The sequence below is a fragment of the Streptomyces sp. NPDC090022 genome (assembly GCF_044748145.1).
Classification (GTDB): Bacteria; Actinomycetota; Actinomycetes; order Streptomycetales; family Streptomycetaceae; genus Streptomyces.
On sequence record NZ_JBIVFN010000001.1, the window covers coordinates 152,694 to 177,873 of the forward strand.

26 protein-coding genes and 1 pseudogene are annotated in these 25,180 nt (G+C 70.0%); 6 read left to right on the forward strand and 21 right to left on the reverse strand.

Annotated features, from left to right (window positions below; genetic code table 11):
* Nucleotides 1-109 precede the first annotated feature (109 nt).
* The 3 genes from ACIPXB_RS00650 to ACIPXB_RS00660 form a co-directional block, all read right to left on the reverse strand.
* Complete coding sequence (locus tag ACIPXB_RS00650) at nucleotides 110-961, reverse strand: DMT family transporter (RefSeq protein ID WP_401442677.1); 852 nt, start codon at nucleotides 959-961, stop codon at nucleotides 110-112.
* A gap of 150 nt (nucleotides 962-1,111) precedes the next feature.
* Nucleotides 1,112-1,990, reverse strand: coding sequence for a universal stress protein (locus ACIPXB_RS00655; protein WP_401442679.1), 879 nt, complete (start codon nucleotides 1,988-1,990; stop codon nucleotides 1,112-1,114).
* A 160-nt stretch (nucleotides 1,991-2,150) separates the two neighbouring features.
* Entirely contained in the window at nucleotides 2,151-3,299 is a 1,149-nt protein-coding gene (locus tag ACIPXB_RS00660; protein ID WP_401442681.1) for an amidinotransferase, read from the reverse strand.
* A 210-nt stretch (nucleotides 3,300-3,509) separates the two neighbouring features.
* Between ACIPXB_RS00660 and ACIPXB_RS00665 the strand changes: the two genes are divergently transcribed.
* Nucleotides 3,510-3,899, forward strand: coding sequence for a Tn3 family transposase (locus ACIPXB_RS00665; protein ID WP_401442683.1), 390 nt, complete (start codon nucleotides 3,510-3,512; stop codon nucleotides 3,897-3,899).
* An 83-nt stretch (nucleotides 3,900-3,982) separates the two neighbouring features.
* On the opposite strand, the gene ACIPXB_RS00670 is transcribed toward ACIPXB_RS00665, so the two are convergent.
* From ACIPXB_RS00670 to ACIPXB_RS00685, 4 genes are all read right to left on the reverse strand, one after another.
* Nucleotides 3,983-4,375 carry a hypothetical protein gene (locus tag ACIPXB_RS00670; RefSeq protein ID WP_401442685.1) on the reverse strand — a complete coding sequence of 131 codons (393 nt, stop codon included), beginning with the start codon at nucleotides 4,373-4,375 and terminating at the stop codon, nucleotides 3,983-3,985.
* A gap of 102 nt (nucleotides 4,376-4,477) precedes the next feature.
* The gene (locus ACIPXB_RS00675; protein ID WP_401442687.1) at nucleotides 4,478-4,945 is read right to left on the reverse strand and encodes an Hsp20/alpha crystallin family protein; all 468 of its coding nucleotides are present in this window, start codon (nucleotides 4,943-4,945) and stop codon (nucleotides 4,478-4,480) included.
* Nucleotides 4,946-5,239: 294 nt separating this feature from the next.
* Entirely contained in the window at nucleotides 5,240-6,481 is a 1,242-nt protein-coding gene (locus ACIPXB_RS00680; RefSeq protein ID WP_401442690.1) for a SpoIIE family protein phosphatase, read from the reverse strand.
* Nucleotides 6,482-6,646: 165 nt separating this feature from the next.
* Entirely contained in the window at nucleotides 6,647-6,850 is a 204-nt protein-coding gene (locus tag ACIPXB_RS00685) for a cold-shock protein (protein WP_401442692.1), read from the reverse strand.
* 449 nt (nucleotides 6,851-7,299) lie between these two features.
* Between ACIPXB_RS00685 and mihF the strand changes: the two genes are divergently transcribed.
* Entirely contained in the window at nucleotides 7,300-7,611 is a 312-nt protein-coding gene (gene mihF, locus ACIPXB_RS00690; protein WP_401442695.1) for an integration host factor, actinobacterial type, read from the forward strand.
* Nucleotides 7,612-7,777: 166 nt separating this feature from the next.
* Here the strand turns inward: mihF and ACIPXB_RS00695 are convergent, their stop codons facing one another.
* The 7 genes from ACIPXB_RS00695 to ACIPXB_RS00725 form a co-directional block, all read right to left on the reverse strand.
* Nucleotides 7,778-8,110 (reverse strand): hypothetical protein, encoded by a 333-nt coding sequence (locus ACIPXB_RS00695; RefSeq protein WP_401442697.1) that lies wholly within the window; start codon nucleotides 8,108-8,110, stop codon nucleotides 7,778-7,780.
* Between the two features lie 300 nt (nucleotides 8,111-8,410).
* Nucleotides 8,411-8,857, reverse strand: coding sequence for a hypothetical protein (locus tag ACIPXB_RS00700; RefSeq protein ID WP_401442700.1), 447 nt, complete (start codon nucleotides 8,855-8,857; stop codon nucleotides 8,411-8,413).
* Between the two features lie 82 nt (nucleotides 8,858-8,939).
* Nucleotides 8,940-9,386 (reverse strand): hypothetical protein, encoded by a 447-nt coding sequence (locus tag ACIPXB_RS00705; protein WP_401442702.1) that lies wholly within the window; start codon nucleotides 9,384-9,386, stop codon nucleotides 8,940-8,942.
* The gene (locus ACIPXB_RS00710) at nucleotides 9,383-11,488 is read right to left on the reverse strand and encodes an integrase (protein ID WP_401442705.1); all 2,106 of its coding nucleotides are present in this window, start codon (nucleotides 11,486-11,488) and stop codon (nucleotides 9,383-9,385) included. Before ACIPXB_RS00710 ends, ACIPXB_RS00705 begins: the two co-directional genes overlap by 4 nt.
* Complete coding sequence (locus tag ACIPXB_RS00715; RefSeq protein WP_401444359.1) at nucleotides 11,485-13,410, reverse strand: hypothetical protein; 1,926 nt, start codon at nucleotides 13,408-13,410, stop codon at nucleotides 11,485-11,487. The genes ACIPXB_RS00710 and ACIPXB_RS00715 overlap by 4 nt, the downstream gene beginning before the upstream one ends.
* Nucleotides 13,410-14,807: a tyrosine-type recombinase/integrase gene (locus tag ACIPXB_RS00720; RefSeq protein ID WP_401442708.1), complete on the reverse strand. Its 1,398-nt coding sequence runs from the start codon at nucleotides 14,805-14,807 to the stop codon at nucleotides 13,410-13,412. Before ACIPXB_RS00720 ends, ACIPXB_RS00715 begins: the two co-directional genes overlap by 1 nt.
* Nucleotides 14,808-14,930: 123 nt before the next feature.
* Nucleotides 14,931-15,278 (reverse strand): hypothetical protein, encoded by a 348-nt coding sequence (locus ACIPXB_RS00725; RefSeq protein ID WP_401442710.1) that lies wholly within the window; start codon nucleotides 15,276-15,278, stop codon nucleotides 14,931-14,933.
* Nucleotides 15,279-16,026: 748 nt separating this feature from the next.
* On the opposite strand from ACIPXB_RS00725, the gene ACIPXB_RS00730 reads away from it, so the two are divergent.
* Entirely contained in the window at nucleotides 16,027-17,004 is a 978-nt protein-coding gene (locus ACIPXB_RS00730; RefSeq protein WP_401442713.1) for an L-threonylcarbamoyladenylate synthase, read from the forward strand.
* Between the two features lie 116 nt (nucleotides 17,005-17,120).
* Here the strand turns inward: ACIPXB_RS00730 and ACIPXB_RS00735 are convergent, their stop codons facing one another.
* Nucleotides 17,121-17,765: a carbonic anhydrase gene (locus tag ACIPXB_RS00735; RefSeq protein WP_401442716.1), complete on the reverse strand. Its 645-nt coding sequence runs from the start codon at nucleotides 17,763-17,765 to the stop codon at nucleotides 17,121-17,123.
* Nucleotides 17,766-18,035: 270 nt separating this feature from the next.
* Between ACIPXB_RS00735 and ACIPXB_RS00740 the strand changes: the two are divergent.
* The 3 genes and pseudogenes from ACIPXB_RS00740 to ACIPXB_RS00750 all read left to right on the forward strand — a co-directional run.
* A pseudogene (locus ACIPXB_RS00740) lies at nucleotides 18,036-18,704 on the forward strand (hypothetical protein); the annotation flags it as partial.
* A 270-nt stretch (nucleotides 18,705-18,974) separates the two neighbouring features.
* Nucleotides 18,975-19,337, forward strand: a complete 363-nt coding sequence (locus tag ACIPXB_RS00745) for a cupredoxin domain-containing protein (protein ID WP_401442719.1) — start codon at nucleotides 18,975-18,977, stop codon at nucleotides 19,335-19,337.
* A gap of 82 nt (nucleotides 19,338-19,419) precedes the next feature.
* Nucleotides 19,420-19,815, forward strand: a complete 396-nt coding sequence (locus ACIPXB_RS00750; RefSeq protein ID WP_401442722.1) for a hypothetical protein — start codon at nucleotides 19,420-19,422, stop codon at nucleotides 19,813-19,815.
* On the opposite strand, the gene ACIPXB_RS00755 is transcribed toward ACIPXB_RS00750, so the two are convergent.
* The 6 genes from ACIPXB_RS00755 to ACIPXB_RS00780 all read right to left on the reverse strand — a co-directional run bounded on the left by ACIPXB_RS00755 (nucleotide 19,784) and on the right by ACIPXB_RS00780 (nucleotide 25,142).
* On the reverse strand, nucleotides 19,784-20,179 hold the full coding sequence (locus ACIPXB_RS00755; protein ID WP_401442725.1) for a hypothetical protein: 396 nt from the start codon (nucleotides 20,177-20,179) through the stop codon (nucleotides 19,784-19,786). The genes ACIPXB_RS00750 and ACIPXB_RS00755 overlap by 32 nt on opposite strands.
* Before the next feature lie 86 nt (nucleotides 20,180-20,265).
* The gene (locus ACIPXB_RS00760; protein ID WP_401442727.1) at nucleotides 20,266-20,994 is read right to left on the reverse strand and encodes an alpha/beta fold hydrolase; all 729 of its coding nucleotides are present in this window, start codon (nucleotides 20,992-20,994) and stop codon (nucleotides 20,266-20,268) included.
* A complete protein-coding gene (locus ACIPXB_RS00765) occupies nucleotides 20,991-21,821 on the reverse strand; it encodes a DUF1295 domain-containing protein (protein WP_401442729.1) in 831 nt (276 codons plus the stop codon). Before ACIPXB_RS00765 ends, ACIPXB_RS00760 begins: the two co-directional genes overlap by 4 nt.
* On the reverse strand, nucleotides 21,818-23,104 hold the full coding sequence (locus ACIPXB_RS00770) for a class I SAM-dependent methyltransferase (protein WP_401442731.1): 1,287 nt from the start codon (nucleotides 23,102-23,104) through the stop codon (nucleotides 21,818-21,820). The genes ACIPXB_RS00765 and ACIPXB_RS00770 overlap by 4 nt, the downstream gene beginning before the upstream one ends.
* Nucleotides 23,101-24,441 carry a class I SAM-dependent methyltransferase gene (locus ACIPXB_RS00775; protein ID WP_401442734.1) on the reverse strand — a complete coding sequence of 447 codons (1,341 nt, stop codon included), beginning with the start codon at nucleotides 24,439-24,441 and terminating at the stop codon, nucleotides 23,101-23,103. The genes ACIPXB_RS00770 and ACIPXB_RS00775 overlap by 4 nt, the downstream gene beginning before the upstream one ends.
* On the reverse strand, nucleotides 24,438-25,142 hold the full coding sequence (locus ACIPXB_RS00780) for a DUF1365 domain-containing protein (RefSeq protein ID WP_401442737.1): 705 nt from the start codon (nucleotides 25,140-25,142) through the stop codon (nucleotides 24,438-24,440). Before ACIPXB_RS00780 ends, ACIPXB_RS00775 begins: the two co-directional genes overlap by 4 nt.
* Nucleotides 25,143-25,180 lie beyond the last annotated feature (38 nt).

Genomic DNA, 25,180 nt, shown 5'->3' on the forward strand with positions numbered 1-25,180 from the left:
CCCGTATCTCAAGCCTGACCCCGCCAAGGCCACACGGCCAACCGACTGACAGGCGCTCGGCATATCAGTCCGGCGCAGCAGGCCGGCTGATGTCACGGCGGCATGGACGTCATAGCGTGGCCAGCGGCGACCGGCCCAGCAACACGATGCCTGTCACGGCCGCCGCAGCTCCCAGCATCTGCACAGCCAGTTCCCAGCCGGTGAGTGCGAGCTGCTCGCCGAAGACGGCGATGCCGATCGCGACGGCACCGATCGGCTCCAGAGTGTCGATGATCGGCAGACTGACAGCCAGAGAGCCGGCCTGGAAGGCGCTCTGCGACAGAACCAGGCTCGTCACCCCGACGGTGATCAACGCGTATGTTTCCCAGTGGAGCAGGACTTCGAGGTTGTCGGCCCGCAACCGGCCGACCGTGCCCTTGGCCAAGCCGTCCAGAAGCGCCAACATCAGTGCCGCGCAGACCGCGTATGCGGCCGTCCGTGTCCACCCAGGACGCCTGGCTCCCACAGGCGCCAGCAGGGCCACGGTACCGACGATCACCGCGAACGCGGGGGCCCAGTCGTAGGCAGCAGGGAGCTTAACGCCGGCAGAGAGCGGCAGCACAGCCAGGAACGCCGCCACGCCTCCTGCCGTGCAGACCATTCCGGTCTTCTCCCAACGGGTCAGGTGCTCCCCGCGCCGCAGAGCCAGGAACGGCAGGGCGAAGAGGAGATCGGTTGCCGCGAGCGGCAGGACCAGGACCAGGGGACCGAAAGCGAGCGCGAGCCCGAGGAAGGCGAAGGAGGAGACGGAAAGCACCAACCCCGCCAGCCACCTGGGCCGGCGGACCAGGTCGAGCAGGAGCCGCAGCTTCATCGACTTCCGCGTCGGCGCCTGCCGCGCCGCTTCGTGCTGCAGCACTGACCCGATGCCGAAACATGCGGCGGCCATCAGGGCGCTCGACACCGCGATCACGATGTTCACGGGCCAAGGATCCCCAGTGCCCCGGGACGGACCGCGTCTGACGCACGAGAGAGTGGCCCGAACAGGCACGTCGGCCTCGCGAGCATCCCGGATGCCGTCAGGGAGGGGGCGACGGACTCCGACGTCGGCACGGTCCGGGCGGCGAAGGCGTCAATCATGGGCGATGACGGCGACGGGCACCGGGCAGTGGTGAACCAGGGCATGGGTGACGGATCCGATGTGCGCGCCCAGAGATCCTTTGCGTACCCGTCGGCCGACCACCACGAGGTCCGCGTTGTCCGCTGCATGCAGGAGCAGTCGAGCCGGGCCGCCAACGGGCGACTGTTCGACGACCCCCACGGAAGGGAACCTCTGCCGCCATGGCTTCAGGGCTTCCGTAAGGCGCCGCGCGATGCCGGGGCCCATGTCCCGCTCGGCTGCGACGAGCGCCGAGGCGTCGCGGACCACGGGCATGATCGACCACCCGTACAGGACCAGGACACGGTCGCCGCGGAGTGCGGCCTCCTGGAAGGCGAAGTCGAGGAGCGGGGCGAAGAACTGGTCGAGGTCCACGCCGACGACCACGTCGCGCGCTGGGCCGGCCGGGACAGAGCCGTCGGCTGCGTCCGGCCGCTCCGGCGCCCGTACGAGCACGACCGGGTGATCCGTGACACTGATCGTCGCCAGGCCGACCGACCCGAGGAGGAACCCCCTCACACCGCCCAGACCGCGAGAGCCGAGTACCAGGAGGCCGGCCTCGGCCGCCTCTTCGGCCAGGACCTCGGAAGGCTGTCCGAATCGGCGCCTACTCTCGATCTCCAGAGAAGGGTGCTCTCGCCGCACCGCTTCCACGGCCTCGCCCAGCAGATCGTCGGCCCAGTGACTCCGCGCTTCGAAGCTGCCGGACTGCGCGGTCGCCGGGCCCGGCGACTGATCCGCGTAGACGACCCGCAGGTGCGCTTTGCGCAGTACCGCCTCCCCGGCGGCCCATGCGGCCGCCGCGACGGCCTCCGGCGACCCGTCCACACCGACAGTCACAGGACGGGACATGCGTACGCTCCCTTCTTGCGGCGGGGGTGGGGTCTCCTCACCGGGCCGCGGGCCTGATCACACGCGAAGTGGCTCCGCATTACGGTGAAGGTGAGGCGACTTTCCTCGTTTACCTCCAGGTGCTCGGTGTATCCAGGCAGTCTGTTGGTGTGGCCTGCATTCAGGGTGCGGCCGCGCGGGCCGACCGGGGGAAGTAGGAATCGAGCGCACCGCGGCGACGGATGTCGAGGGTGGCGCAGTGGAACGACCCGCCGAACGGCGCGTAGTGCAGCAGGTCGCAGGGGATAGGTTCGAAGCCCCACCTCTCCAAGGCGCGCAGCATGCGGGTGTGGTGCCGTTCCGCGATCACACGTTCGCCGTCGATAACGAGGACGTTCATACTCAGCCACTTGCCGCACATTGAGGTGATCTTGAGCAGCCGTTCAGGGAGCGGATCGGGCTCAGGAGCGATCAGCACGTCCCACCCGTCGAGAACCGCGGGCAGGCGGTCGGCGTCGACGTACTCGGGATTCACCAGGACCTTGCCCGGGGCAAGAGGGAGGAACGTCGTGTCGATGTGCATCGGCGTACGGCAGCGGCTCTCGATCTCGTGGATGCGATAGTCGGGCCCCAGGTGGCGGCGCAGCCACTCGATGCCCATGCGGTTGGTGACGTTGCTCCTCTGGGTGAACAGGTCACGGCCCGCCCGCACGAAGTCCGCCGCGTCGAAGACCGGCTCGAATTCCGTGGTCAGGTAGCGCACCTGCTCGCCGGCCCTGGGGACCCGGTAGTCCCCGTCGAAAAGGGCGTCGGTGAGCTGCGGCTTGGGCGCCGACGTCCAGCGCGCGCCACGACGGAAGTAGTCCTTGACGAGTGAGCGATAGGAGAAGGTCTCGTAGTACCGGCACGGCCAGGCCATCGGGGTCTCGATGACCTCGTCACCGACGACCAGAAGACTGTCACGCGGACAGCTGTTGGCGAACCCGCGTGACGGCCAGTCGGGGGTCGCGTAGCGCTGGCGGTGGTCGACGGCGTCCGGACGCCTGACCGTCACGCCCAGGGACTGCAGCAGGACGATGAACCGGTCGAGCTCACGCTGGGCCGGCTCGACGATGGCGCGGGGATAGCGGACGCCGGCGGCCAGCCCCTGCAGCCGTCCCGCCCATGCCGGGACGTTGCAGGTCACGATCGGATGCCTGGAGGGGAACGTCGCACCTTCCAGACGCCCTACGACGACCTCCTCCAGCGGGTCCCACTCGTTGTGCGAGCTGACCGGCGACGCGAGGGGGTGCACGCTGTCGTCAGCGGTAACGATCCGTGGCGATGACATCGGGCCTGACTCCCCTCGTCCCAGCCGCTGCCTCTCCGCCCCGCAACCCGGCACACCAGGTGCGGCAGCACCCCGTACAACCACGATGAAGGATCGTGGCGGGCTGCGCGCGCTGAGGCTGGGAGGTGCTGCTGCACGGCCATTTGAAGGCCAGCCGGCCGGTGATGTTCGACCTGAGTGACGTCATCGAGCTGAAGGCCACCAGCGAGGATGCCAGCTTTCTGCACGCGGTCGCCCACGCCAAGGCAGGTCGAGGCGTTCAACGGCTTCAGCGACTGGGTGCGGCTCGGCCAGCGCGGCACGGTCGCGCACTACGACCCGGTCGAACAGGAGAAGGACGTGAAGTTCACCTCTCTGCTCGCCAACCTGCTGATCTTCCACAACACGCTGGACATCGCGGATGCGGTGCGGCAGTTGCAGGCGGAGGGCGAAGTGATGGACCCGCTGGACCTGGCCCAGATCTCACCCTACCCGACGGAGCACGTCAACCGGTTCGGCGTCTACTCGACCCACGGGAGAGGGAGCGCCCCGGAGGACTACGACACCCGCCTCGATGTCGACTTCAGCGTGCTGCAGGACGAGCAGGCCACGGCCGCGTGACCGGTCGGCCTGGGCGGCGTCATGACGGCCGTGGACGGGCTGGAACTGAGCTGGCAGAGGATGAGGTGAACGACCTGGGCGGTCTACGGAGTGCCGATGTGCTGCGAGACGGCGGTGTGGACTGCGGTGATGAGCCGCTGTTGCGCCTCGCTCAGGCCGCATATTTCGGGTTCTTCGCTGCCTTGGGGGATGTGGCTGCCGCAGATGGTGAGGTTGCCGAAGACGTACCGTTCGGGGCCTCCCAGTGCGGCCACCAGACGGCCTGCCACGTGGTTGGGCGGGTAGACGTCCCGGGCGAGGGCGGAGGAATCGCCGACGTGGCCGTGCAGGCCGCGGGCACCCCAGGACGGGCGGAGGATGGTGAACCCGGACGGGGCACCGTTGTGCGGGTCGGCGTCCTCGCCCATGTGCTCTGCGGCTCCGTCACGGAACTGCAGGCTGCCATCGGGGCTGATGAGAGCGTAGGTGCCGGTCATGGTATGCGTCCCTCGGCTGCCGGTGCGGCTGACGTGAGCGGGCGGGGCAGAGCGGTGATCAAAGCCCGTCTGCCCCGCGCACCGGCCGTCCTCCGGCTGCTGTCAGCTTGCGGTGATCTCGATGTGCCGCGGCTTGGCCGCTTCCGCCTTGGGAACAGCCACGGTGAGCACCCCGTCGGCCAGGGTCGCCGTGACCTCTTCGGCCTTGACATCGGCGGGCAGCAGCGCCCGGTACTCGAAGTGCCCACTGCGCCGGGTACCCCGCCGCAGCACACCTTCACGCTCGCGCTCCTTGTACTCCCCGGTGATGTGCAGCTCCCGCTCGCTGATCTCGACGTCGATGTCCTCGCGCTTGATCCCGGGCAGCTCCGCCTCCACCACGTAGGCGTCGTCCTTCTCGTGCATGTCCGCCAGGGGCACCCACGCCCCGGCGGGAGCGGCGGACTCAAGCAGCCTGTTCATCCGCTCGAAGAGTTCGTCGAACTCCGCGGCCATCGGCTCGCCCCAGCCCAGCGCCGGGAACGTCCTCTCCAGGAGCCGGCCGGGCCGGCGGTGTACGGGCAGCGTCATCGCGGTTCACCTCCGCCAATCGGGCATTCGGGCCATTTACCATGCTCCGCCCTGCCTGGCCGGTCGGCGAATCGTGCACCGTGGTGGCCGTCCTCGTCTGTGATTCCCAGGCGGAGCGCGAGATCCGCTCCGCCGCTCGCCAGCGCACGGCGGAGCTCGCGCAGGCGCCCCCCGTCGGCGACCGCGCGCTCCGTACCGGATGCGTGCTGTCCATTTTCTGCCACGGTTGGGCAAACGAGCGGGAGCCCGCCGGGGAAGTGCGCCGCTCGGGCGAGCGGCGGTCTGGGGCCAGGGTCATAGGCGCACGATGATCAGGGCGATGTCGTCGCGGGCGCCGCTGACCACGCCGAGGCGGGCCAGCAGGGCGTCGGCGAGGCGTTCGGTGCCGTATCGGCCGTAGCGGGCCAGGGTGTCCGTGAGCCGGTGCAGGCCAGCGTCGATGTCCTCGCCGCGGCGTTCGATGAGCCCGTCGGTATACAGAACGAGTGTGTCACCTGGACGGTAGGACAGGCTGGCCTGGGGCCGCGCAACGTGCTGGGGGCGGGCGCCCAGCGGCGGGTCCGTGGCCTGGTCCAGCAGGTCACAGGCACCGTCGGGGTGCAGCAGGACGGGCGGGGGATGGCCGGCGCTGCTGTAAGTGATCCGCCGGTTTCGGGGGTCGATGACCGCCTGGAGGGCGGTGGTGGCCAGCGCCCCGTCCACGGAACGGGAATACAGGCCCAGCACCTCCAGTGACCTGGCCGGCTCGTGCAGCGCTCGCACGGCGGCGGACAGTGCGCTGCGGAGCATGCCCATGACGGCTGCGGCCTCCAGGCCGTGCCCGACGACGTCGCCGACCGCGACACCGAAGCCGTCACCAGGCAGGTCGACCACGTCGTACCAGTCACCGCACACGTTCAGGGACCCGGCGGCAGGCAGGTAACGCACCGCGATCTCGCGGTGCCGGGCCAGATCCGGCGACTGGAGCATGGCCTCCTGCAAGGTCACGGCGACCTGACGCTCCCGGGCGTGAGCCTGGCGCAGCTCCTCGTTCAGCCGCAGCAGCTCCCGCGCCCGCGCGTACAGCTCGGCCTCCATCGCCTCCCGCCCGCCGACCGCCCCGCCCCCGCCGCCGGACGGCCGGGTGTGGGACAGCACGAACGCGGTCACGTCCTCCACCCGGTGGATGATCCACGCCACCTGCCCGCCCGGGCCCAGCACGGGGGTGTTGATCGGAGACCACCACCGCTCCTCGAACTCCCCGGGCCGGCCGCGGACGGGGATGTCGTACTTCTGCACCGCCATCGCATCCGGCTCTCTCGAGCGCAGGACCCGGTGCAGCGAGGCGTCCAGGTTCCGTACGCCGTCCGCCCCCGGGTCCGCGGGATTGTCGGGGAAAGCGTCGAACAGGTACTGCCCGACCAGGTCCTTACGGCTCCGGCCGGTCGCATGCAGGTATGCCTCGTTGACATCGACGATCACCAGATCCGGCCCGAGCACCAGGTACGGACTGGGCGTGGCCACGAACAGCGCCTTGTAGTCGATCTCCAATGTCACAGGCTCCGCGCCAGTCCTTCCCGGCCCCCGAGGCTCTCGCCAATCTAACTGGGAGAGTGCGGGTGCGCTCCCGCAGTGATCCTCCAGCCGGGGGGTCGCGGACGCGCGCGGCCAGACACCGAGGCGCCGGCACCTCCACGGTGCCGGGCCTGTTCGGGTGCTGGGTCAGACGACGCGGATGTTCTCCGCCTGGGGGCCCTTCTGGCCTTGGGTGATGTCGAACTCCACGTGCTGGCCCTCCTGCAGTTCGCGGTAGCCCTGACCGGCGATGTTGGAGTAGTGGGCGAAGACGTCCGGGCCGCCGCCCTCCTGCGCGATGAAGCCGAAGCCCTTCTCCGCGTTGAACCACTTCACAGTGCCCTTGGCCATGCCTGTCTCCTTCGACGGGGTTGGGGCCCGCTCGGTGCGGGTCTGGAGGTAATAGCCCTGGTCCGGAGAGTGCCGCACAGCAAAGCGCCCGCGGGCAAGGTGACCGCGGGCGAACGACTTCGGAACCACGACTGCTCTGTGGATCACGCTAGTCCCTTTGCCGGGGCACTGCCAGGCCGAAACCCCGCCGGCCTGTCATACGCGGCGGGCAGCCGGGTCGGACGCTGCAACGTGGGCTGCGACCGCGTCGACACCGGGGCGGGCATACCGCTCCAGGGAGCGGACGGAGGCGTGGCGGGAGCGGGCCAGCAGCATCGGCCCCCGCGAGGTCCAACTTCCCGCACAGCTTCGCTTACAGGCGGCCTGACCCATCAAACCTGCTGGTCACCGGACTGCCGACGGCGTCATGATGGGCCCGTTCCGTTCCGTCCGACGAGAGGACCCCCGACATGCTGCCTCAGCTCACACCCGAACAGCGCCGGGCCGCGTTGGAGAAGGCCGCCGCCGCACGGCAAGAACGGGCCGAAGTGAAGGCGGCGCTCAAGCGTTGCACGCTGTCGCTGACCGAGGTGCTGGCCGACCCCTCCGAGTCCATCGGCAAGATGCCGGTCCTCGCGCTCCTCGCCTCGCTCCCCGGCATCGGCAAGGTCCGGGCCCAGAAGACCCTCACCGAACTGGAGATCTCCGAGAGCCGCCGCGTACGCGGCCTCGGCAACAACCAGAAAGAGCGCCTTCTCGCACACTTCGCACCGCAAAGCTGACGGGCCGGAGCCGCCCCGGTGGCACGGGGGATGACCACCGGGACGGCTTCCGCCAAGCGTAAACCCCCCGGGTCACGACCAGCTCCCAACAGTCCTGCTATCCCTTTCGGCTTCACCCCGGCTGCCCCTCTCTTGGGCTCTCACCCCAGTGATGCCCCTGAGTTGGTCAGACACGGATGCCGTTGCGGATCAGCAGGGCCTTGAGCTCCGGATCGGCCTGCTCATCGACGCCGGACAGCTCGCCGCCGCGGAATGCCCACACGCTCCTCAGCCCGAAGTCGACCGCGATGCACAGTGTCTCGCCCCGGTAGCGGAGTTTGTAGTACGTGCAGTGATCCAGCTCAGGAATCGCGCGCTGCACCCGCGTGATGATGTCCACTTCGGAGGGCTCGGCGGCCGCGCTGCGCGGGTACGCCGTCTGGGTCAACGAATCAGGTCGGGAACCTCCGCATTCGAGGCGGAGGTCGCCGTCCGGGCCGGTTACCTCGAAGGGGAGCATCTCGGGCTTGTCCTCGTTGCGGTCTCGGCGGAAGTCGACTTTGCCGCAGGTGGCGCAGGCGAGCCCGCCCTGCCTCGCGCTTCCCCTGCTCCAGTGCTCGGCCTCGCCGGGGAACTCCTTACGCGAACTTCCATCGCCCCAACCGGCCAAGCACCGACGGGGGCCGGGCGGTAGTAGCCGACTCGCATGGTCTTGCTCCTCTCTGTTGCGTCGGTCAGCACAACCGGTGGTCGCCGCGAGTTCCGGACACTCCCGCGAGTTCTACATGCCTGACCGTGATGTCCCACCGGATCTCACCCGTTACGCGGGGCAGCAGGGGCCCGCCGCGGTCTCGCATGCGAAACCCCGGCGGCGCGCCGTGGCCTGCACATACGGCACGTGCGTCGGACAGGTCTCGATCAACGCGGCCTGGACACCCGAGGCATCCGCGAGGACCAGGCGCTCCACGGCGGCCGGTACCTGCCCGTACCGGTCCCGCATCCCCCGGCCCACACAGACCTCGCACTCGGTGTACGAGCCCGGCGGCAGCGGCGGTGCCGGCACTTCCGTGATCTCGCGGACGAATCTCCACCACCTCGATGCGGTCATCGCGGCCCGCTGCGCGGCCTTGACCTCCTCGGCGGAGACCTCCGCGGCGGGCATTACCCACTTCGCCTCGAGGTTCGCGGCCCGCGCCGCCAGCCGTTCCTCCGGCGGCAGCGCGAGGCGGGCCTTGCGCGCTTCCAGGAGGGCCCAGGGGGAACTCACGGGACGTCGCACACTTGCCAGGCATCGCGCGCGGCTGCTCCACCGTACCTCCTGCAAAGCGGCCAGCGCGGTGGCTTCTTCATCACGTCGACGAGTGGGGTCTCCCGGCGGTGATGAGGGGGACGACCGTGCCGGTGCGGGCGGTGAGCTCGGCGCGCAGGGCCTGGTTGTCGTGGTGGAGGGCGGCGATGGCAGTCGCGGCGGCTTGGAGCCTGGTCTCCAGCTCGGTGCACTGCCGGGTCTTGTGCGCCAGCTTGCTGCGCAGGCGGCTGATCTCGGCATCCCGGCGGGTCTCGCCGATGGTGGTCTTGCCGTGCTCGGCGATACGGGCGTCCCATTCGGCGAGGATCGGCTGCGCGCGGTTCATGGTGGCTCGGCTGACCTGGGCTTCCCGCCAGAGGTTCTCTTTCGTCAGTCGTCCGTCGGTGCGCTGCGGCTTTCCGGTGAAGAGCCTCAGCATTGCTGCGCGCAGGGCCTTGGCGGTTTCTTCGGAGACACCGTCTTCGGTGATGCGTGGGCGCTGGGTCATGGGGAGGTGCCTCGGATCTTGAGCAGGACGGTTTCGGCGCGTTCGGCTTCCCTGGTGATCAGGGCTTTGCGGCAGGCGGGCAGGCCGGGGGTGTTGAGCAGCGTGAGCTGGGTGCGGTGGTGCGCCTCGTAGAGCTGGGCGTGCTCGGCGGTGATCATGCTGTTCGGGCAGCGGTCGGGGCGGCAGCGGTCCTCGAGGGGGCCAGTGTGCCCTTGGGGAACGACGGCGTTCTCCAGGCAGACGGCTCCGGCCGGGTGGCGTTCGTCGAAGAGGCAGTTGTTGAGGATGCCGAAGCGGATGCTGATGCGCGCCTTGCGTAGCAGATCGGTCTCGACGCGGGCGTCTCCGTGGCGGGCCCTGGCTGTGGCGGCGATCTGGTCGAAGGCGTCCTTGAGCCGCTCGGCTCCCGGACCGAACCCGATGTTCTCACCTCTGCCGTGGACCTCGTACAGGTCCTTCAGACGGCGGAAACGCGCGGCGTGCACCGCCTGCTCCAGGTGCTCGGCCCAGGTGGGGTCGGGGGCCGCGTAGCCGCGTGTGGCTCGGTTGGCCAGGGCTCGGGTGGCGATGTGCTTGAGCTGCATGCCGAGCGCGATCTCGGATCCGGCGAACTGATCGGTGAGCATCGCCATGGTGCGGCGGAACATGTGCGGGCGGACCTTGCCCTTGGGGATCGCCTCCAGTCCGGACCAGGTGGTGCCGACGTTGACGGATGCGATGAAGGAGTCGACCATGTTGCCGCCATCCAGTTCCTCGTTCACCACCCCCGACTTGAGGGTGACGAACACCCGCTGCGGGTGAGGGGAGATGGCCTCGGCGACCGTGATCGCTTCGGCGACCGGCTCGCTGATCCACCAGTGCTTGCGCGGTCGGCCCTCTCGGCCTTTGACCAGCGTGGAAGCGATGGCGGGGGCGCTGAAGTGCTCGACCACGCTGCCCCGGGCGATCTCCTGCAACTCCGAGTCCCGCATCATCGACAAGGCTGCTACCAGGACGAATGCGGCGTTGCGTAGAGTGGTCGCCAGGTTGGACAGCTCGTACAGGTCAAATCCCGGATGCCAGGGACCGACGCTGCCGTCCGGGCGGCGCACCTGGGTCAGTGCCAGGGGCAGGCCGTAGGAGTAGCGGCCTTGGTGCACCGCCCGCAGGACCCTGGCCCGGCGGGCACGGGACGCGGCCGAGGACCGTCCGAAGAGCGAGCCGAGGAAGCTTTCCTTCACGCCCAGGAGCAGGCACAGCATCGACCAGTTGACCTCTGGCGGCAGGTCGGCGGGCCACTTGGGGTCGTGATGGCAGGGTACTTTGTTCGCCGGGTCCGCCAGGAAGCGGTCCAGATCCGCGTCCTTGCCCGCTGCGGACGCTGCGGCGGCCCGGCGTAGCTGCTCGGTCAGGCTCAGGGCTCGGAGGATGTCGGGGGCGAAGGTGTGAACATACGTCCATGCCGCACGGATGAGCGGGAACCAGGTCTGGGGCGGGATCGCCTTGGTCGACAGCTCGCCGTCACGTACGTCCTTGGCGACGCGTCCGGCGAGTTTGCCCGGCCAGGGGTCCTCGGCCGGCCAGGCGCAGCTCAAAGCAGGTGCGAAAGACGCCAGCTTCTTCAGGAACGCGACATGCCGGGTCAGTGTCGCGGGTTCGACCTGCGTGCGCAGCGCTCTGATGCGCTGCTTGAGGTCCGTCGGGCTCCAATAGCCAGGGTCATCGGGCAGACCCTCCGTGCGTGCCCACGTGACAAGGCCGCGCAGGCAGCTGATGGTCAGGTTGATGGTGCCGATGTCCCCGGGATCGAAGCCGAAGTGGAGCCCGTGTGCCTGGAGCTGCTCGTGCTGGGGGTTGGCCAGGATCATCACGATCTCGCGGGCCAGCAGGTTCCAGTGCGGTTCAGCGAGTACGCCTGCGAAGCGGATCCGCCACCACGACGGGTTGCGGTTGGCGGGTTTGTTGACGACGCCGTTGAAGTCCATCACGTCCATGTCGCCGAACAGGGGGACGCGGGCACCCTTCTGACGCGCCTGCGGCAACAGAGGCCGTCCCTGGATGACCGGTTCGTCCGCACGGAACAAGGGGGAATGCGTCCGCCCGCCCGGGTTGGTGGTGATCATGTGTCGAACTCCACGTGCGCGGCGAGGGGGAGATCCAGCCGGGCCAGGCCGGCGTCGATGTGCTGTCGTGCTTGCGCCTTCTCCTGCTCGCTGCGCTCCTCCAGTACGGCGTGGAGGTTGACGTAGGACTGGCCCCATAGCCGGGTGAAGGCTCTCGGATCCAGTCGGCGTCGGACCTTCTCCAGGTGATCGGCGAACAGCATCAGCTGCGGTAGCTGACTGGGCAGCACCCAGGCGTTGCGGCACTCCAGACAGCGCAGCGGCGCCACCGCGCACAGCTCTCCCCGTGCGCTGAAGGGGGAGTCCCATGGATCCCTGCAGTTGGCCACCCCCATGTCGAGTTCCCCCTGCACGAGCCGCTCTGCCTGTTCGGGATCCAGCCCCATCTGCTGCAGCTGTTCACCGTCGATGCCCTCGTCGGCTGCGATCACGGTCGGCCCGGCCACGGCCTTGTCGAACCAGTAGTTCTGGGCCGTGGCGATCACCTTGCCGGACAGGATCCGCAGCGTGGTGCCCTGGGCGTAGTGCCCGGCGAAGGTGTCCTCCAGATGATCGTCAGCGGCGGCGCTGATCCGGCCGCCCGAGACGATGGCCTTCTCCACCTTGGTGGATTTACGCAGCCGCCCGATGTGCGCCGCCCCCTCGACCGCCACGCCCACATGGGAGAGCCAGTCGGCGAACCGCCGCCCCGCCATGTTCGGATTCCAGCGGCCGAAACGAAGGTCGTAGGAGAACAGCGTGACGCGAACGAACAGAGTGTCTGCCACTTGCGGACACTGCTCACGGACCTTCTGCGTCACGTCCATCAGCCGGCGCACGATCGCACTCACCTCACGACGGGGCCGGTCGACGACCTCTGCCACCACCGCCCCATCCTCGTCGCCGGGCGTACGGGCGTCAGGGAAGGCCCGATGGCGGACCCGGCCCGCGCGATTCTTCACCAGCGTCAGCCGCACACCCCGCGGGAAGAACTCCACATCCCGCTCACCGAAACCGGTGACCTCCTCCGACGCGTGTCCGGTGGCGTCCACCAGCAGGACCCGGAAGGCGTGGAGGTCCATGTTCGTCGGGTAGAGGAGGCTCAGCAGATGCTGAATGAGGTCGCGCCGTGCCCGCCTTGGAGCCACCGTACCGTCGGGTTTCGCGGCCATGGCGCGCAGCTCCGTCGGCCACCGGTCGGTCAGCGGCGGTAGAATGTCGCCGATCTCCCGCGGCGTGACCGCACCCCGCGACAGACCCCACAGCAGATTCGGGACCTCCAGCCAGCCCCCGTCACCCGGATGCCGGCCCTGCTCCGCCAGTGCCCAGCCGTCCGCGAGCCGTCGCTCCAGCGCGTGAACGGCCGACCAGGCGGCCTTGATCAGTGCCTTCTTGTCCGCCCGGCTGAACTCGTCCAGCTCCGCAGTCTCACCCCACGCTGCCAGCGTGCGGCCCCGGGCGAACCCCGACAGAGCGTCGTCCACGGGTCGTCCAGGGTGATCATCACGACGGACGATCAGGAGCCGGACCGCAGAGGAAAGGATCGCAGGCTGCCGCGACCCCGCCTCGTAGGCGGACGTCAGGGCACGTTCCCAGCCTGCCAGCAGCGGTGCCAGGTCCGCTGACTCCAGCGACAGCGCGGCCGGATCCCCGCACCGCTCATCCATGGCCGAGCACACCCGGTCCACCGCGCGCACGTAGTCTCGTGACGCCGACGCCGACAGACCAGTGGCGGCCACATACTCCGCCCACTCGTCGGCGAGCTGTGCAGCCAGCCGGGAACACCGGTAGTCCGCTGGGTCGATGTAGTGCAGCCGCTCCAGACCCTGGTCGTTCACCAGCACCGCGCGGGCGCCGATCCGGCCCTCACCGCCCGCCTGGCCCACCGCCGCGCGCAAGAACGCCTCCCGCTGCGCCGGGATCCGGGCTCGTGACCGGGCCATCAGCACACCCCCACCGCGGAAGACTCCACGCCGTAGGCGCGAGCGGCGATCTGCGCGTACGTGGCCCCGCCCTCTGGATCTCCCAGCCACTCGGCGAAAGCGGCATCGAACTCGTGCAGCAGATCATCGGTGTACTCCAGATACGCGTACGTGGTCTCCGGACTGGAGTGACCGAGTCTGCGGCTCACGATCAGCAGAGGGTTGTACCGGATGTGCCCGCTCAGGTAGGAGCGGTGACGGCGCCGACGGGCGATCGGATCTGGCTCGGCGCCGTCCATCTGCTGTTCCAGGTAGGTAAGCAGCTGCAAGGCGTAGGTGTGACGCAGGTCGTGCCAGCGCCACCTTCTCGCCGGCAGTTTCGGCGTCGTCGGGTTCTGCTGGGCCATCATGCGGCGCCAGGCCGCGTGCCGGTACCGCTTCCACGAGTCCGCCCCAGGCATCAGGCCGCCCCGGCACAGGAACACCGCCAGGGCTTCCAGGCCGAATTCACCCTCCCAGACGGTGATCCGTCGCAGCCGGGGCGGCATCGCCTTCATCGAGAGAACGCGCTGCATGCCGTCCAGCACACCGTGAATGCGGCCCGTCTCCACGTCGACCCGGGAGACGACGAACAGGTCGCGATGCCTACGCTCCAAGGACCGGGCCGCGGCCGCGGTGAACTCGGGACGCTCCAGCAGGCAGTACGTCTCTACCGATTGCATTGCCTGCTCGGGGACGAAGATTCCACGCTCCTTGCCGTACTTCGCACACGCCTGTACCCGGAAATCGGCCTCCTCCGCGCACGTGCCCCGGCCCATACCCAGCTCGGGGAGCAGCACCGTCGCCCACTCCTGCCACCGCATCCCGCTGCACACCGCGAGATCAGCGCCTGCCCGGTCACGATGCGGCGAACTTCCGCGGAACGACGGATTCAGCCCCGAGTCCGGGCCCTGGCCTCCCAGCCCGACATCCCGGAAGTAGCGGTACTGCTCTAGACTCAGATGCCGGATGTCCATGCCACGCCGCGTCCGAGGACTCAGCGCATTCCGGCCCCGCGCCGCCACGCGCATCGGCCGGCGTTCAAGGAGTCCCTGCTCGACGGCGAAGGAGAAGAACCGGTCCAGGACCGAGGACTCCTTCGACCACGCGGAAGCACCGATGGGCATCTCTTGTTCCTGCGTGCGTAGTCTCTTGTACGCCACGAGATCGGCTTCGGTAGCCGACAGCACGTCCCGCCCACGGCCGGTTTGGTGCCCGCCGAACCTACGCATGATCCGCCCGTAGTCACGCATGGTGCCCTCGGCGAGTTCCGCATACGACATGCTCCGGCCCCACGAGCACAGCGGCTCCACCGGCATCATCGTCTCATCGTCGAGGAAGATCGGCATTCCATCGGAAAGCCCGAGACGCTGGAGCAACTCAGCAGCCTCGGCCCCGGACAGTATAGGGTTGTCCAAGTGCCGACGTGCCAGTGACGCGTCAACTGAGTACAGCTGCATGCCTGTTGCCTCCCGAGATCCGATGAAGACGAGAGATATCAGTCAGCAGCGAACTGCAAGAGCGTCGTTCACCGTCCAGAGGGACACGCGATGAGACAAATCTGAAGTGCCCCAAGAAAAGGTTCGCTGGGTGACTCCCGCCGCGGTCGCCCAGAACAACTGCACGGCGAGCGCCGCGGCCAGGACGATCTGCCAGCCGTGTCCGGGCCCGGCCAGCAGGAGCGGGACCTGGGCGAGCGGGCTGACCGCGAATCCGGCGATGATCACCGGGCCGACGCCGAACCGGTCCGTGAACCGTGAGGCGAACAACGCTCCGGCCAGACTGCCAACGCCCCCCGCGCCCATGATCACGCCGAATGCGGTAGGGGAGGTGCCGAGGGTCGTGAGCAAGTTTGTTTCCGCAGAGGCTGTGTCCCCCGCAGATCGTGTCGCTTTACAGGGGGAACGCGAACCTGGCCTGTTTCGCATGCGAACTGTTCACCGTGTCGCTATCTCCAACGGCTCTCGTGACGAACGCCACACTGTAGCGGGCGTCAAGGTCAGCGCGGGGTCGATCGGGTGGGCTGGCGGGAGTTTGGGCGGACGCTGCGCGAGCGGGTGGAGCGGAACAAGAGCGCCACTGTCTCGTAAGAGGGCGTCCTGCCTCACTCTTTCCGGTCGTCTCGGGCCGGCCGCCGGTCAGAGCGCGGCGCAGGTCTGCGACGGCGGGGGCGCCGTCGGTCGTGCCGTCGGCGTGGCGGCAGAGCCGGCAGGACAGGCTCGGCTCCACGCTGTCGTGGGCGAACGGATCGATGCCATCCAGGAGGACGGTGGGCGAACCCGTCATCCCCTGCCGGTGGCGGCCGCCGCATCGGTCACCTCGATCCATTCCCCCGGCACTGTTCGGCCTTCGAGGGCATCGGCAAGCCGCTCGCGTGGTGTGCGGCACAGCGAGGGCAGCGGATGGCCGCCGAGTGTCGCACGACAGCGTTCTCGCTGCGTGCAGTCACCGAGTTGTCGATCGAGAACGAAGCCTGCACGATCCCGGTCGTCGCCGGCAGTGTGCCGCCGCGCTCGGCGAGCGGCGGCTTCGGGACGGTTTCACCCGCTCGTGACCCAGCGGACGGCCGGCCCTGGCCACCGCTCTAGAATCATTAGAGTGACGGCAAGCACTCATGACATCGAGAAGGCAGCCGGTGTGCTGCGTACCGGCGGCCTGGTGGCCCTGCCGACCGAAACCGTCTACGGACTGGGCGCCAACGCCGAGGACCCCGCCGCCGTCTCCCGCATCTTCCAGGCCGAGGGCCGTCCGCCCTCTCACCCGCTGATCGTTCACATCGGTGATGCGGAGCAGCTGGACGACTGGGTCCAGGACGTGCCGGAGGCGGCACGTCTGCTGGCCGAACGTTTCTGGCCGGGGCCGCTGACGCTGGTGCTGCGGCGCGGCCACCGGGTGCCACTGGAAGCGACTGGCGGACTGGAAACGGTGGCCGTGCGTGTGCCCGACCACCCCGTCGCCCTCGCACTGCTGAATGCCTTCGGCGGCGCGGTCACGGCCCCGTCCGCCAACCGCTTCGGCTCTGTCAGTCCCACCACCGCGGACCACGTCCGCGCCGAGCTCGGCCAGACCGTCGACTTCGTGCTGGACGGCGGCCCGTGCCGCGTCGGCGTCGAATCCACCATCGTCGACGCCACCAGCGGCACCCCGACCATCCTGCGGCCCGGCGGGGTGACCCGCGAGGAGCTCGAGGCAGTGCTGGGGCGCCCGCTCACGGTCCCCTCCATCAGTCAGGTCCGGGTGCCGGGCCAGCACCCCTCCCACTACGCACCCCGTGCACGGGTTGTGCTGGTTGAGCCTGAGCAGGTCCTCATCGAAGCGGAGACGACACGCGAACAGGGACACCAGGTGGGTGTCCTTCTGCCTGCCTGCCTCGCCGGCACTCTGGTGAAGGCGCACGCCGTTCTGACGGTCCCGGCCGCGATGGCCGAGTACGCGCGCCGGCTGTATGGGTTCTTGCGCCACCTCGACCAGCAGGGATGCGACCTCATCGTCGCCTCCTTGCCCGTGGAGGAGGGGCTGGGCCTGGCGATCGCCAACCGGCTCCGCCGCGCCGCAGGGCCGCGGCCTATCGTCTGATCTGTACCCGCCGTCAGTGACGCCACCGCCCGTCCGTCGCCCGGCACACCCCGCAGCCCGCGTTCCGCGCCGATACGGTGCGGGCTGGGGGCGTGACCGGGCCGGTACGAGAGTGGTCAGGACGCGGTGGGAACCGCCAAGTCGAGGCCGCGCGCGGCGACGAGCTGCGCACTGCCGTCGGCCAGCCGGTACGACAGCCCCACCACGCCGAGGTGGCCCTCGGCGACCGCGTCGGCCAGGACGCGGGAGCGCTCCAGCAGCAGGTCCACCGTGTGCTCGATGTGCTCGGCCAGGATCTCCTCGGCGCTCTCGCGTCCGGCGGCGCGGGCGGCCAGCACGCTGGGGGTCACCCGTTCGACCACGTCGCGGACGAAGCCGCCCGGCGTCTGCCCGTTCTCCAGGGCGGAGCAGGCTGCGGCAACGGCGCCGCACGAGTCGTGACCGAGGACGACGACCAGCGGCGCGTTGAGGACAGCGACGCCGAACTCGATCGAGCCAAGGATTTCCGCGCCGGCGACGTGTCCGGCGGTGCGGACCACGAACAGGTCGCCCAGGCCCCGGTCGAAGATGATCTCGGCGGCCAGCCGGGAGTCGGAGCACCCGAACATCACGGCGAAGGGCTGCTGGGACGGTGCGGTCTCCGTGCGGCGGGCGGCGTCCTGGTTCGGATGCTCGGGGGTGCCGGAGACGAAGCGCTCGTTGCCGGCCATGAGCAGGTCGAAAGCGTCACGGGGTGTCGGCGTCAGGATCTTCTCGGTCATGGCGGCAGCCTACGAGGTGACACCGGCCGTCGCACCGGCCGACCCCAGGTGCCGCCGGTGCGCTCCACACGGGGCCTGCAGGGCGGGTCGTCCTTCGGCGGAGCAGCCCCCGGCGGCTGATCAGCACGTTCACGCTCACGCGTGAAGAGTGGTGCCACCGGTAAGCAATCCTCCTCCGCGATCGCCCCGAATGGAGAGTGAAAGGGACGAATGTCCGAACGCGATCCGGCCTCATGCCGGTGAAACTCCCCCGGAAGGGGATGCATCGCGATGACAGTCAAGCGCTCAACCCGCCTCACCACCCTCCTGGCCCTGCCCGCTGCCCTCACGCTCGCCGTGGCGGCCCCGGCCCTGGCCCATGACACGAACGATGCAGGCCAGCAGACGCAGCACGGCCGGAGCTACAAGGTCGACCTGCGGCAGCTGAACGACTCGGGTGCCCGCGGCACCGCCGAGCTCACCCTGCAGGGCCGCCAGCTCACGGTGAAGATCAACGCCCAGGGCCTGGTCCCGGGCCAGCCGCACGCCCAGCACATCCACGGGTCGACCTCCGGGCACGACTTCACCTGCCCCGACGCCAGTGCCGACAAGAACCGTGACGGCATCGTCACCACAGCCGAGGGGCTGCCCGCCTACGGAGACATCAACATCTCCCTGACCACCAAGGGCGACACGAGCAAGGCCAGCGGTCTCGCCGTCGACCGGATGCCGGTCGCGGACAAGAACGGCAACCTGTCGTACTCGCGGACGATCGCCGTCTCCCAGTCCGTCGCCGACAACATCACCTACCTGCACGTCGTCCAGCACGGCATCGACCCCAACGGCAACGGTATGTACGACTTCGGCAAGGGCAAGAGTGAACTCGACCCCAAGCTGCCCCAGGAAGCCACCGCCCCCGCCAGCTGCGGCACCATCGAAGGCCACGGCGGCGGCTCCATGAGCAAGTACTGACCCTCGGCGAAGGGGTGACGCACACCGCTATAAGGGCCGCAGCCGTTCTGCCCTTACGACGGCCTCGGCGTCGAGTGGTCGCCGAGGCTGTCACCACGTCCGCCCAGGACTTCGGCCCCACCCGTCCGGATGCTGCCTCGGTTGTCCGGGGAGCCCCCTGGCGCACCATCTGGCTCTGCGGCAGTCGGGCATCCGGCCCAGCGCACCCAGGAGGATCCCATGCTTGTTCATCTCCGCTCCCGCAGACTGCACATGGTTGTGACGATCGCCTTGCTGGGCATGCTCATCGCCCTCGTCGGCTGCTCCGCCCCGGGCGGGACCGCGCCCACCTCCCCGCCGCCCTCGACGCCGTCCGCAACGTCGGTCAGTGAAGAGCGCATCGTCATCAAGGACTTCCGCTTCGAGCCGGCCGATCTCACGGTCGCACCCGGAGGCAAGGTCTCCGTGGTGAACGAGGACTCCGCCCCTCACACCGTGACGGCCGAAGACGCAAGCGCCTTCGATACCAGCACCATCGAAGGGGGTCAGACAGTCACCTTCACCGCGCCGCCCACTGCCGGCACCTACCGCTACCTCTGCGACATCCATCCGTCCATGACGGGCACTCTCACCGTCCGCTGACCCGCGCAGGCCACGCGGCTTCTCATGCCGGAGCAACCCCATGGACCACGATCCGACTCGCCCGGACACTCCACACCGGAAATTGCGCTCGGTCGCCCGTCTCCTGGCCGCAGCCGGCCTTGCAGCCGACGCCTACCTCCACGCGCACCTCGCCGACCGCTACGACGCCGTCAGCGCCACCCTCAGCCAGGGCACCCTGTTCAGAATCGAAGCCGCTGTCGCCGCACTCGCGGCACTGCTGGTCCTTGCCTGGCGCCGCCCATTGGCAGACGCCTTCGCCTGGACCGTCGCCGCCGGCGGACTGGCCGCACTCCTGCTCTACCGTTACGTTGACGTCGGTGAACTCGGCCCCGTGCCCAACATGTACGAACCGGCCTGGTTCACCGACAAGAATCTCGTCGTCATCGTGCAAGTGCTGGCACTCGTCGCCGCCTCGCTGCTCCTCCTCACCCGTCGGCGCCCACGGCGCCCCGCCTGACGTCCTGCATACCGGCGTGGCGGGCCCAGAGGATCAGCGGGACCTGGAGGGGAAGCCTGGCGTAGGCGACGGCTCTCGCGGTCGTCGAGCGGTGACGCCAGTCGTAGGCCATCTTGACGTTCGCCGGGAACACTCCTGCGAAGAACAGGGCGGTGGCCCGGGCGCTCGCCTTTCGGGTCGCCGGTAGCGCGAGACCGGCGGCCAGCGCCAGTTCGGCCACGCCGCTGGCTGTGGTCCAGGCCCGGGGGCTGCCCGGCAGGGAACGCGGCACGATGGAGTCGAACTGCCTGGGTGCGGCGAAGTGAGCAACACCGGCCGAGGCCATCAGCCCAGCGAGCAGGAGCGCGGAACGCGCAGAGGTCATGGGAATCCTTCAGTCAAGAGGGCGGGCAGGAAAGGCCGTCCGAGCGTACCGACCGGTTGGGGTGGCGTGGGCGGAGTGTGTGACGCTCACCGGCGACCGGGGATGAACATGGCAGCGTCCAGTGGGCCGGCCCCCCACACCGTGTCCGGAGCGGAGGCGCGGGGCGGGGATGCCAAGCCGAGGACTTCGGCTGTGCTGCGGGTGGCGAGGCTGTGCCAGAGGCGCGAGCGACTGATCATCGTGTGGCGGCCGCCAGGCATGCGGATGCCTCGGACGCGGGCCCCGGCCGCTTCGGCGCGGTGGAGGTAGGCCCAGGTGTCGGTGGCGGACGTGACCGGGTCGGCCGGGTCGTGCAGAGCGACGATGGTGCGGTGGGCCAGGTGGGTGACCGGCTCACCGGGAGGGCACCAGGGGGCGAGGGCGACGACACCCCGGATGTGCGGATCGTCGGCGGCGCGCAGCGCGGCGCGGGCGCCCATGGAGTGCCCGAGCAGCACCACGGGGAGAGGGCCGGCCATGTCCGCGAGTTCGGCCAGGGCGCGGCGTGTGTCGTGAACGGGGTCGGCGCGTTCTGCGTTCCAGCCTCGCATCCGGTAGCGGACGTAGCCGATGAGGATGTCGGCATGGGAGGGGTCTTCGGCGACCGCCCGGGCGAAAGCTCTCATCCTCAGGTCGGGCAGGTTGAGGGCGGGCGGGGGTACGAGTGAGTCGGCGCGTCCGCCGTGCAGCAGCAGTACCGCGCCGGCCGCGGGCAGAAACCGGGGCTCGGGCATGTGGAGAGCACGGAAGGCACCGCTCCGGTCGGGTTCGCTCATTTCGTACTCTCCGGCGTGCCACGAGCGGGCTTGCGGGGTGGCAGGGGAAGGAAGCCGCTGGTGCGCGCGGCGTAGGCGGCGTAGCCGGGGCGCCCGGACATGTGCTTCTCCAGCAGGCGCTTGCCGCTGCCGACGGTGAGGAGCAGGATCATCAGGACCGGGGAGACGAGGACGGCGAGGGCGGGCTGCCACGCGGTGCAGGCGAGCAGGTACAGGCCCCACCAGACGAGGCTGTCCCCGAAGTAGTTGGGGTGCCGGGTCCACGCCCACAGGCCCTGGTCCATGATCCGTCCCCGGTTGGCGGGGTCCGCCTTGAAACGGGCCAGCTGGTGGTCGCCGACGGCCTCGAAGGCGAGCCCGACTGTCCACACCGCGAGCCCGCCGTACGCCAGGGCGTCCAGGGGCGCGGAGCTGTAGGAGGCGGCCTGGACAGGGAGGGAGATCAGCCAGACGAGGGCCGCCTGCCCGAGGTACACGGTGCGGAGCGCGTAGAGGGTCCGGTTGCCGGAAGCCTTGTCGAGGAGGGCAATGTAGCGGGGGTCCTCGCCGTGTCCACGGGAGCGGTGGGCGATGTGGGCCGCCAGCCGCAGTCCCCAGACGACGGTCGCCGCGGCGACGAGCAGGCGCCGGCCGTCGTCACCGTGTCCGGCGGACAGCAGCCAGGTGACGGCGGCGACGGCGGCGAAGGCGAGGCCCCAGGCGATGTCGACGATGCGGTGCAGTCCGCGGCGTACGGCGACGGCGAAGGTGCTGAGGAGCACCGTCAGCGCCGTGGCCGCGGCGGCGGCGAGGTTGACGCCGAGGGCGCCCCAGTCGGTGCCGTTCACGCCCGGCTCCCCGGGGTGTACCAGGTGGCGGGGGTGGCCGGCATGGCCGATGCTCCTTCGCGGGTGGGCCGTACGGCGAGGATCTGGTCGACGCCCATGCGGCGTTCGGAGAAGGCGAGCGACGCGCCGGCGAGGTAGAGGCGCCACACCCGGGCGGTTGTCGTTCCGACGAGGGCCTCGATGTCGCTCCAGCGTTGTTCGAGCGTGGCGCGCCAGGCGTCGATGGTGGTCGCGTAGTGCTCGCGCAGGGCCTCCACGGAGCGCGTCTCCAAGCCGGCGTTCTCCAGCATGTCCACGGTGTGCCCGACGGGGCGCATGTGCATGTCGGGTGCGATGTACGTCTCGATGAAGGCGCCGCCGCCGGGCGCGTGCGCGCCGCGGGACATCTGCTGGATCAGCAGTCGGCCTTCGGGGCGCAGCGCGTCGTGCAGCTTGGCGGCGAAGGCGGGGTATTCGGCGTTGCCGACGTGTTCGCCCATCTCGACGGCTGCTGCGGCGTCGTAGCCGCCGCCGTCGATGTCGCGCCAGTGCCGCAGCTGCACGTCCACGAGGTCGGTCACACCCTCGCGGGCGGCCCGTGCGGTGACGAAGTCGTGCTGGGCGCGGGACAGGGTGACCGCGGTGACGCGGGCTTTGTGTTCGCGCGCCGCATGCACGGTGAGGGAACCCCAGCCGCAGCCGACGTCGAGCAGCCGGTCCCCGGGGCCCAGGCCCAGTTTGCGGCAGATCAGTTCGAGCTTGTCGCGCTGGGCGTCGGCCAGGGTGTAACTCGGGTCGTCGGGCCGGGTCCAGTAGGCGCAGGAGTACGCCATCGTCTCGTCGAGGAGGAGCGAGTAGAAGTCGTTGGAGAGGTCGTAGTGGTGGCTGATTCCCGCGCGGTCCCGCGAGACGCTGTGAAGACCACCGGTCAGCCGCGCCCGTCCGGCGGGGCGCTTCGGGGGCGGACCGACGACACCCAGGCGTACCGCGAGGGCGGTGGCCACGGCCATGCCCGTCGGCCCGGGGCGGGTCCCCGGCCGGTCGCGGACGCTCCGGCCGGCCTGGGAGAGGGCGTCGGCCAGGTCGCCTTCGACGTCGAGGTCTCCGGTGATGTACGCCTCGGCGAGGCCGAGTTCGCCCGGCTGCCACAGCAGGCGGCGCAGGGCGTCGGGGGAGCGGAGGGCGACCAGGGGTGCGTCGGCGGGGCCTTCCTGACTGCCGTCCCAGGCACGGACGCGCACGGGGAGCGGGCCGGGGAGGAAGTGGCCGAGGAGCTGGGCGAGTCGGTCGGCGGCGGGCCTCATCGGTGGGTTCCTTCGGTGAGGAGGAGCTGGCGGACGTCGAGGTAGCGGGAGCGGAATCCGGCTTCCGAGTAGGCGAGGTAGAACTCCCACATGCGCTGGAAGACGGGGTCGAAGCCGAGGTCGGTGACGGCGGGGCGGTGAGCGGTGAAGCGTTCCCGCCACAGGCGGAGCGTCTCGGCGTAGTGATCGCCGTAGCCGTCGTCGGCGACCGTGCGCAGGCCGGCGGCGGCGGAGTGTTCGGCGATGGCCTCGCGGGAGGGGATCAGGCCGCCGGGGAAGACGTACTTGCTGATGAAGGTGTGGGTGGTGGCGGTGTGGAGCATCTGCTGGTGGCCCATGGTGATGGCCTGCAGGGCGATCCTGCCGCCGGGCGCGAGCGCGCGGCGCAGGGCGGTGAAGTAGGAGGGCCAGTAGTCGGCGCCGACCGCTTCGATCATCTCCACGCTGATCACGGAGTCGTAGCGGCCCTCGATGTCGCGGTAGTCGCGCAGCTGGACGTCCACCCGGTCGGTGAGCCTGGCTGCCGCGATCCGTTCGCGGGCCAGGGCCGCCTGTTCGGCGGAGAGGGTCAGGGTGGTGACCCGCGCGCCGCGGGCGGCGGCCCGCAGGGCGAGTTCGCCCCAGCCGGTGCCGATCTCCAGCAGCCGGGTGCCCTGGCCGACGCCGGCGAGGTTCAGGAGCCGGTCGATCTTGCGGTGCTGGGCGGCGGCGAGGGACTCGAAGCGGGCGGGGAAGGCGCTGAAAATGGCGGAGGAGTAGGTGAGGGTGGGGTCGAGGAACGTCGCGAACAGGTCGTTGGACAGGTCGTAGTGACGGTGGATGTTGTTCCGGGACCCGTTGCGGGTGTTCCGGTCGGCGGCGGGGCGGGCGGACACCCACAGGCCGCGGAGCCGACGCAGCGGCGCGGGGGCGAGCTCGTCGACGTGGGCGGCGAGGACGGTCAGGACGCCGGCCAGATCGTCACTGTCCCATTCGCCGGCCAGGTAGGACTCACCGAAGCCGATCAGGCCGTGCCGGCCGATACGCCGATAGAACGCGTCCGGGTCGTGGAGGACCAGACGTGGTCCGGCGGCCGCCGGGCGGCCGCCGGCGGAGGGCCCGGTCACGCCCAGCCGGTCCAGGGCCCCCTCCACCAGGTACCGGGCGACGACGGTTCGGACGGGCCCGGCCGACGGCACCTGGGCCACGTCCGGCCACCGGCCGGCGTCGACGTCGCCGCGGCGGACGGTCGGCGCCGCGGCCGCCGGCCCACTGCCCGGGATCGCCTGGGGAGGGATTCCGACGGTGCGGCCCGCGGGCCGGGAGCGGGCCTGGGGGGTGAGGGCGGGGCGGGTCACGGCAGCATGCCTTTCTGCGGAGTGGAACGAGGACGGGGATGCACGGGCAGTCCGCGCAGCAGCAGATGGATGCCGTGGCGGCGGATCCCCGCCCAGACGGCGGCGGTGGACCAGGGCCTGCGCACGGTCGCGGACAGCAGGGCGGGCACGCTCGCGGGACGGCGGACGCCCCGGACGACGGCGGTGAACACCCGCCCGCCGTCGTGCTCCAGATGGACGGTCAGACCGAGACGTTCGCCGGGCAGCGGCAGTCGCATCCGGTAGCGGCCCTCGACCGCGAAGAACGGGGAGACGTAGAACTCCTTGTCCACCTCCGCCTGACCCGCCTCGTCGGTGTGCAGCAGGTAGCAGTGGCGCTGCCCGTAGGTGTTGTGGACCTCCGCGACGACGCACACCAGGGCGCCTGAGGAGTCGTGGCACCAGAACACGCTGAGCGGGTTGAAGACGGACCCGAACACCCGGGCGTGCGCCAGCATCACCACCCGCCCGCCCTTCAGGTCGACGCCCTGGGTGGCGAGGAAGGCGTCGAGCCCCGCACGGATCGACCCGGCGGTGCCGGCGAAGTGGTCGCGGGCGTTGAAACGGGCGAGCGGACGCAACGGCCGGGGCAGCACCGGCAGCCGGTCGACGTCCACGCACCACAGGTAGGTGCGGTGCCGCAGAGTGTGGCGCAGGGGGGTGCGGCGGACGTGCGTGATCACGCACTCGTACAACGCCGCGACCGGCTCCGCGGCGTGGC

Bases quoted from the DNA above. Each gene is read 5' to 3' on its own strand.
- ACIPXB_RS00655 (WP_401442679.1), bottom strand. From the start codon at position 1,990: ATGTCCCGTCCTGTGACTGTCGGTGTGGACGGGTCGCCGGAGGCCGTC.
- ACIPXB_RS00660 (WP_401442681.1), bottom strand. From the start codon at position 3,299: ATGTCATCGCCACGGATCGTTACCGCTGACGACAGCGTGCACCCCCTC.
- ACIPXB_RS00665 (WP_401442683.1), top strand. From the start codon at position 3,510: ATGCCAGCTTTCTGCACGCGGTCGCCCACGCCAAGGCAGGTCGAGGCG.
- ACIPXB_RS00670 (WP_401442685.1), bottom strand. From the start codon at position 4,375: ATGACCGGCACCTACGCTCTCATCAGCCCCGATGGCAGCCTGCAGTTC.
- ACIPXB_RS00675 (WP_401442687.1), bottom strand. From the start codon at position 4,945: ATGACGCTGCCCGTACACCGCCGGCCCGGCCGGCTCCTGGAGAGGACG.
- ACIPXB_RS00685 (WP_401442692.1), bottom strand. From the start codon at position 6,850: ATGGCCAAGGGCACTGTGAAGTGGTTCAACGCGGAGAAGGGCTTCGGC.
- mihF (WP_401442695.1), top strand. From the start codon at position 7,300: ATGCTGCCTCAGCTCACACCCGAACAGCGCCGGGCCGCGTTGGAGAAG.
- ACIPXB_RS00695 (WP_401442697.1), bottom strand. From the start codon at position 8,110: ATGCTCCCCTTCGAGGTAACCGGCCCGGACGGCGACCTCCGCCTCGAA.
- ACIPXB_RS00705 (WP_401442702.1), bottom strand. From the start codon at position 9,386: ATGACCCAGCGCCCACGCATCACCGAAGACGGTGTCTCCGAAGAAACC.
- ACIPXB_RS00710 (WP_401442705.1), bottom strand. From the start codon at position 11,488: ATGATCACCACCAACCCGGGCGGGCGGACGCATTCCCCCTTGTTCCGT.
- ACIPXB_RS00715 (WP_401444359.1), bottom strand. From the start codon at position 13,410: ATGGCCCGGTCACGAGCCCGGATCCCGGCGCAGCGGGAGGCGTTCTTG.
- ACIPXB_RS00735 (WP_401442716.1), bottom strand. From the start codon at position 17,765: ATGACCGAGAAGATCCTGACGCCGACACCCCGTGACGCTTTCGACCTG.
- ACIPXB_RS00755 (WP_401442725.1), bottom strand. From the start codon at position 20,179: ATGACCTCTGCGCGTTCCGCGCTCCTGCTCGCTGGGCTGATGGCCTCG.
- ACIPXB_RS00760 (WP_401442727.1), bottom strand. From the start codon at position 20,994: ATGAGCGAACCCGACCGGAGCGGTGCCTTCCGTGCTCTCCACATGCCC.
- ACIPXB_RS00770 (WP_401442731.1), bottom strand. From the start codon at position 23,104: ATGAGGCCCGCCGCCGACCGACTCGCCCAGCTCCTCGGCCACTTCCTC.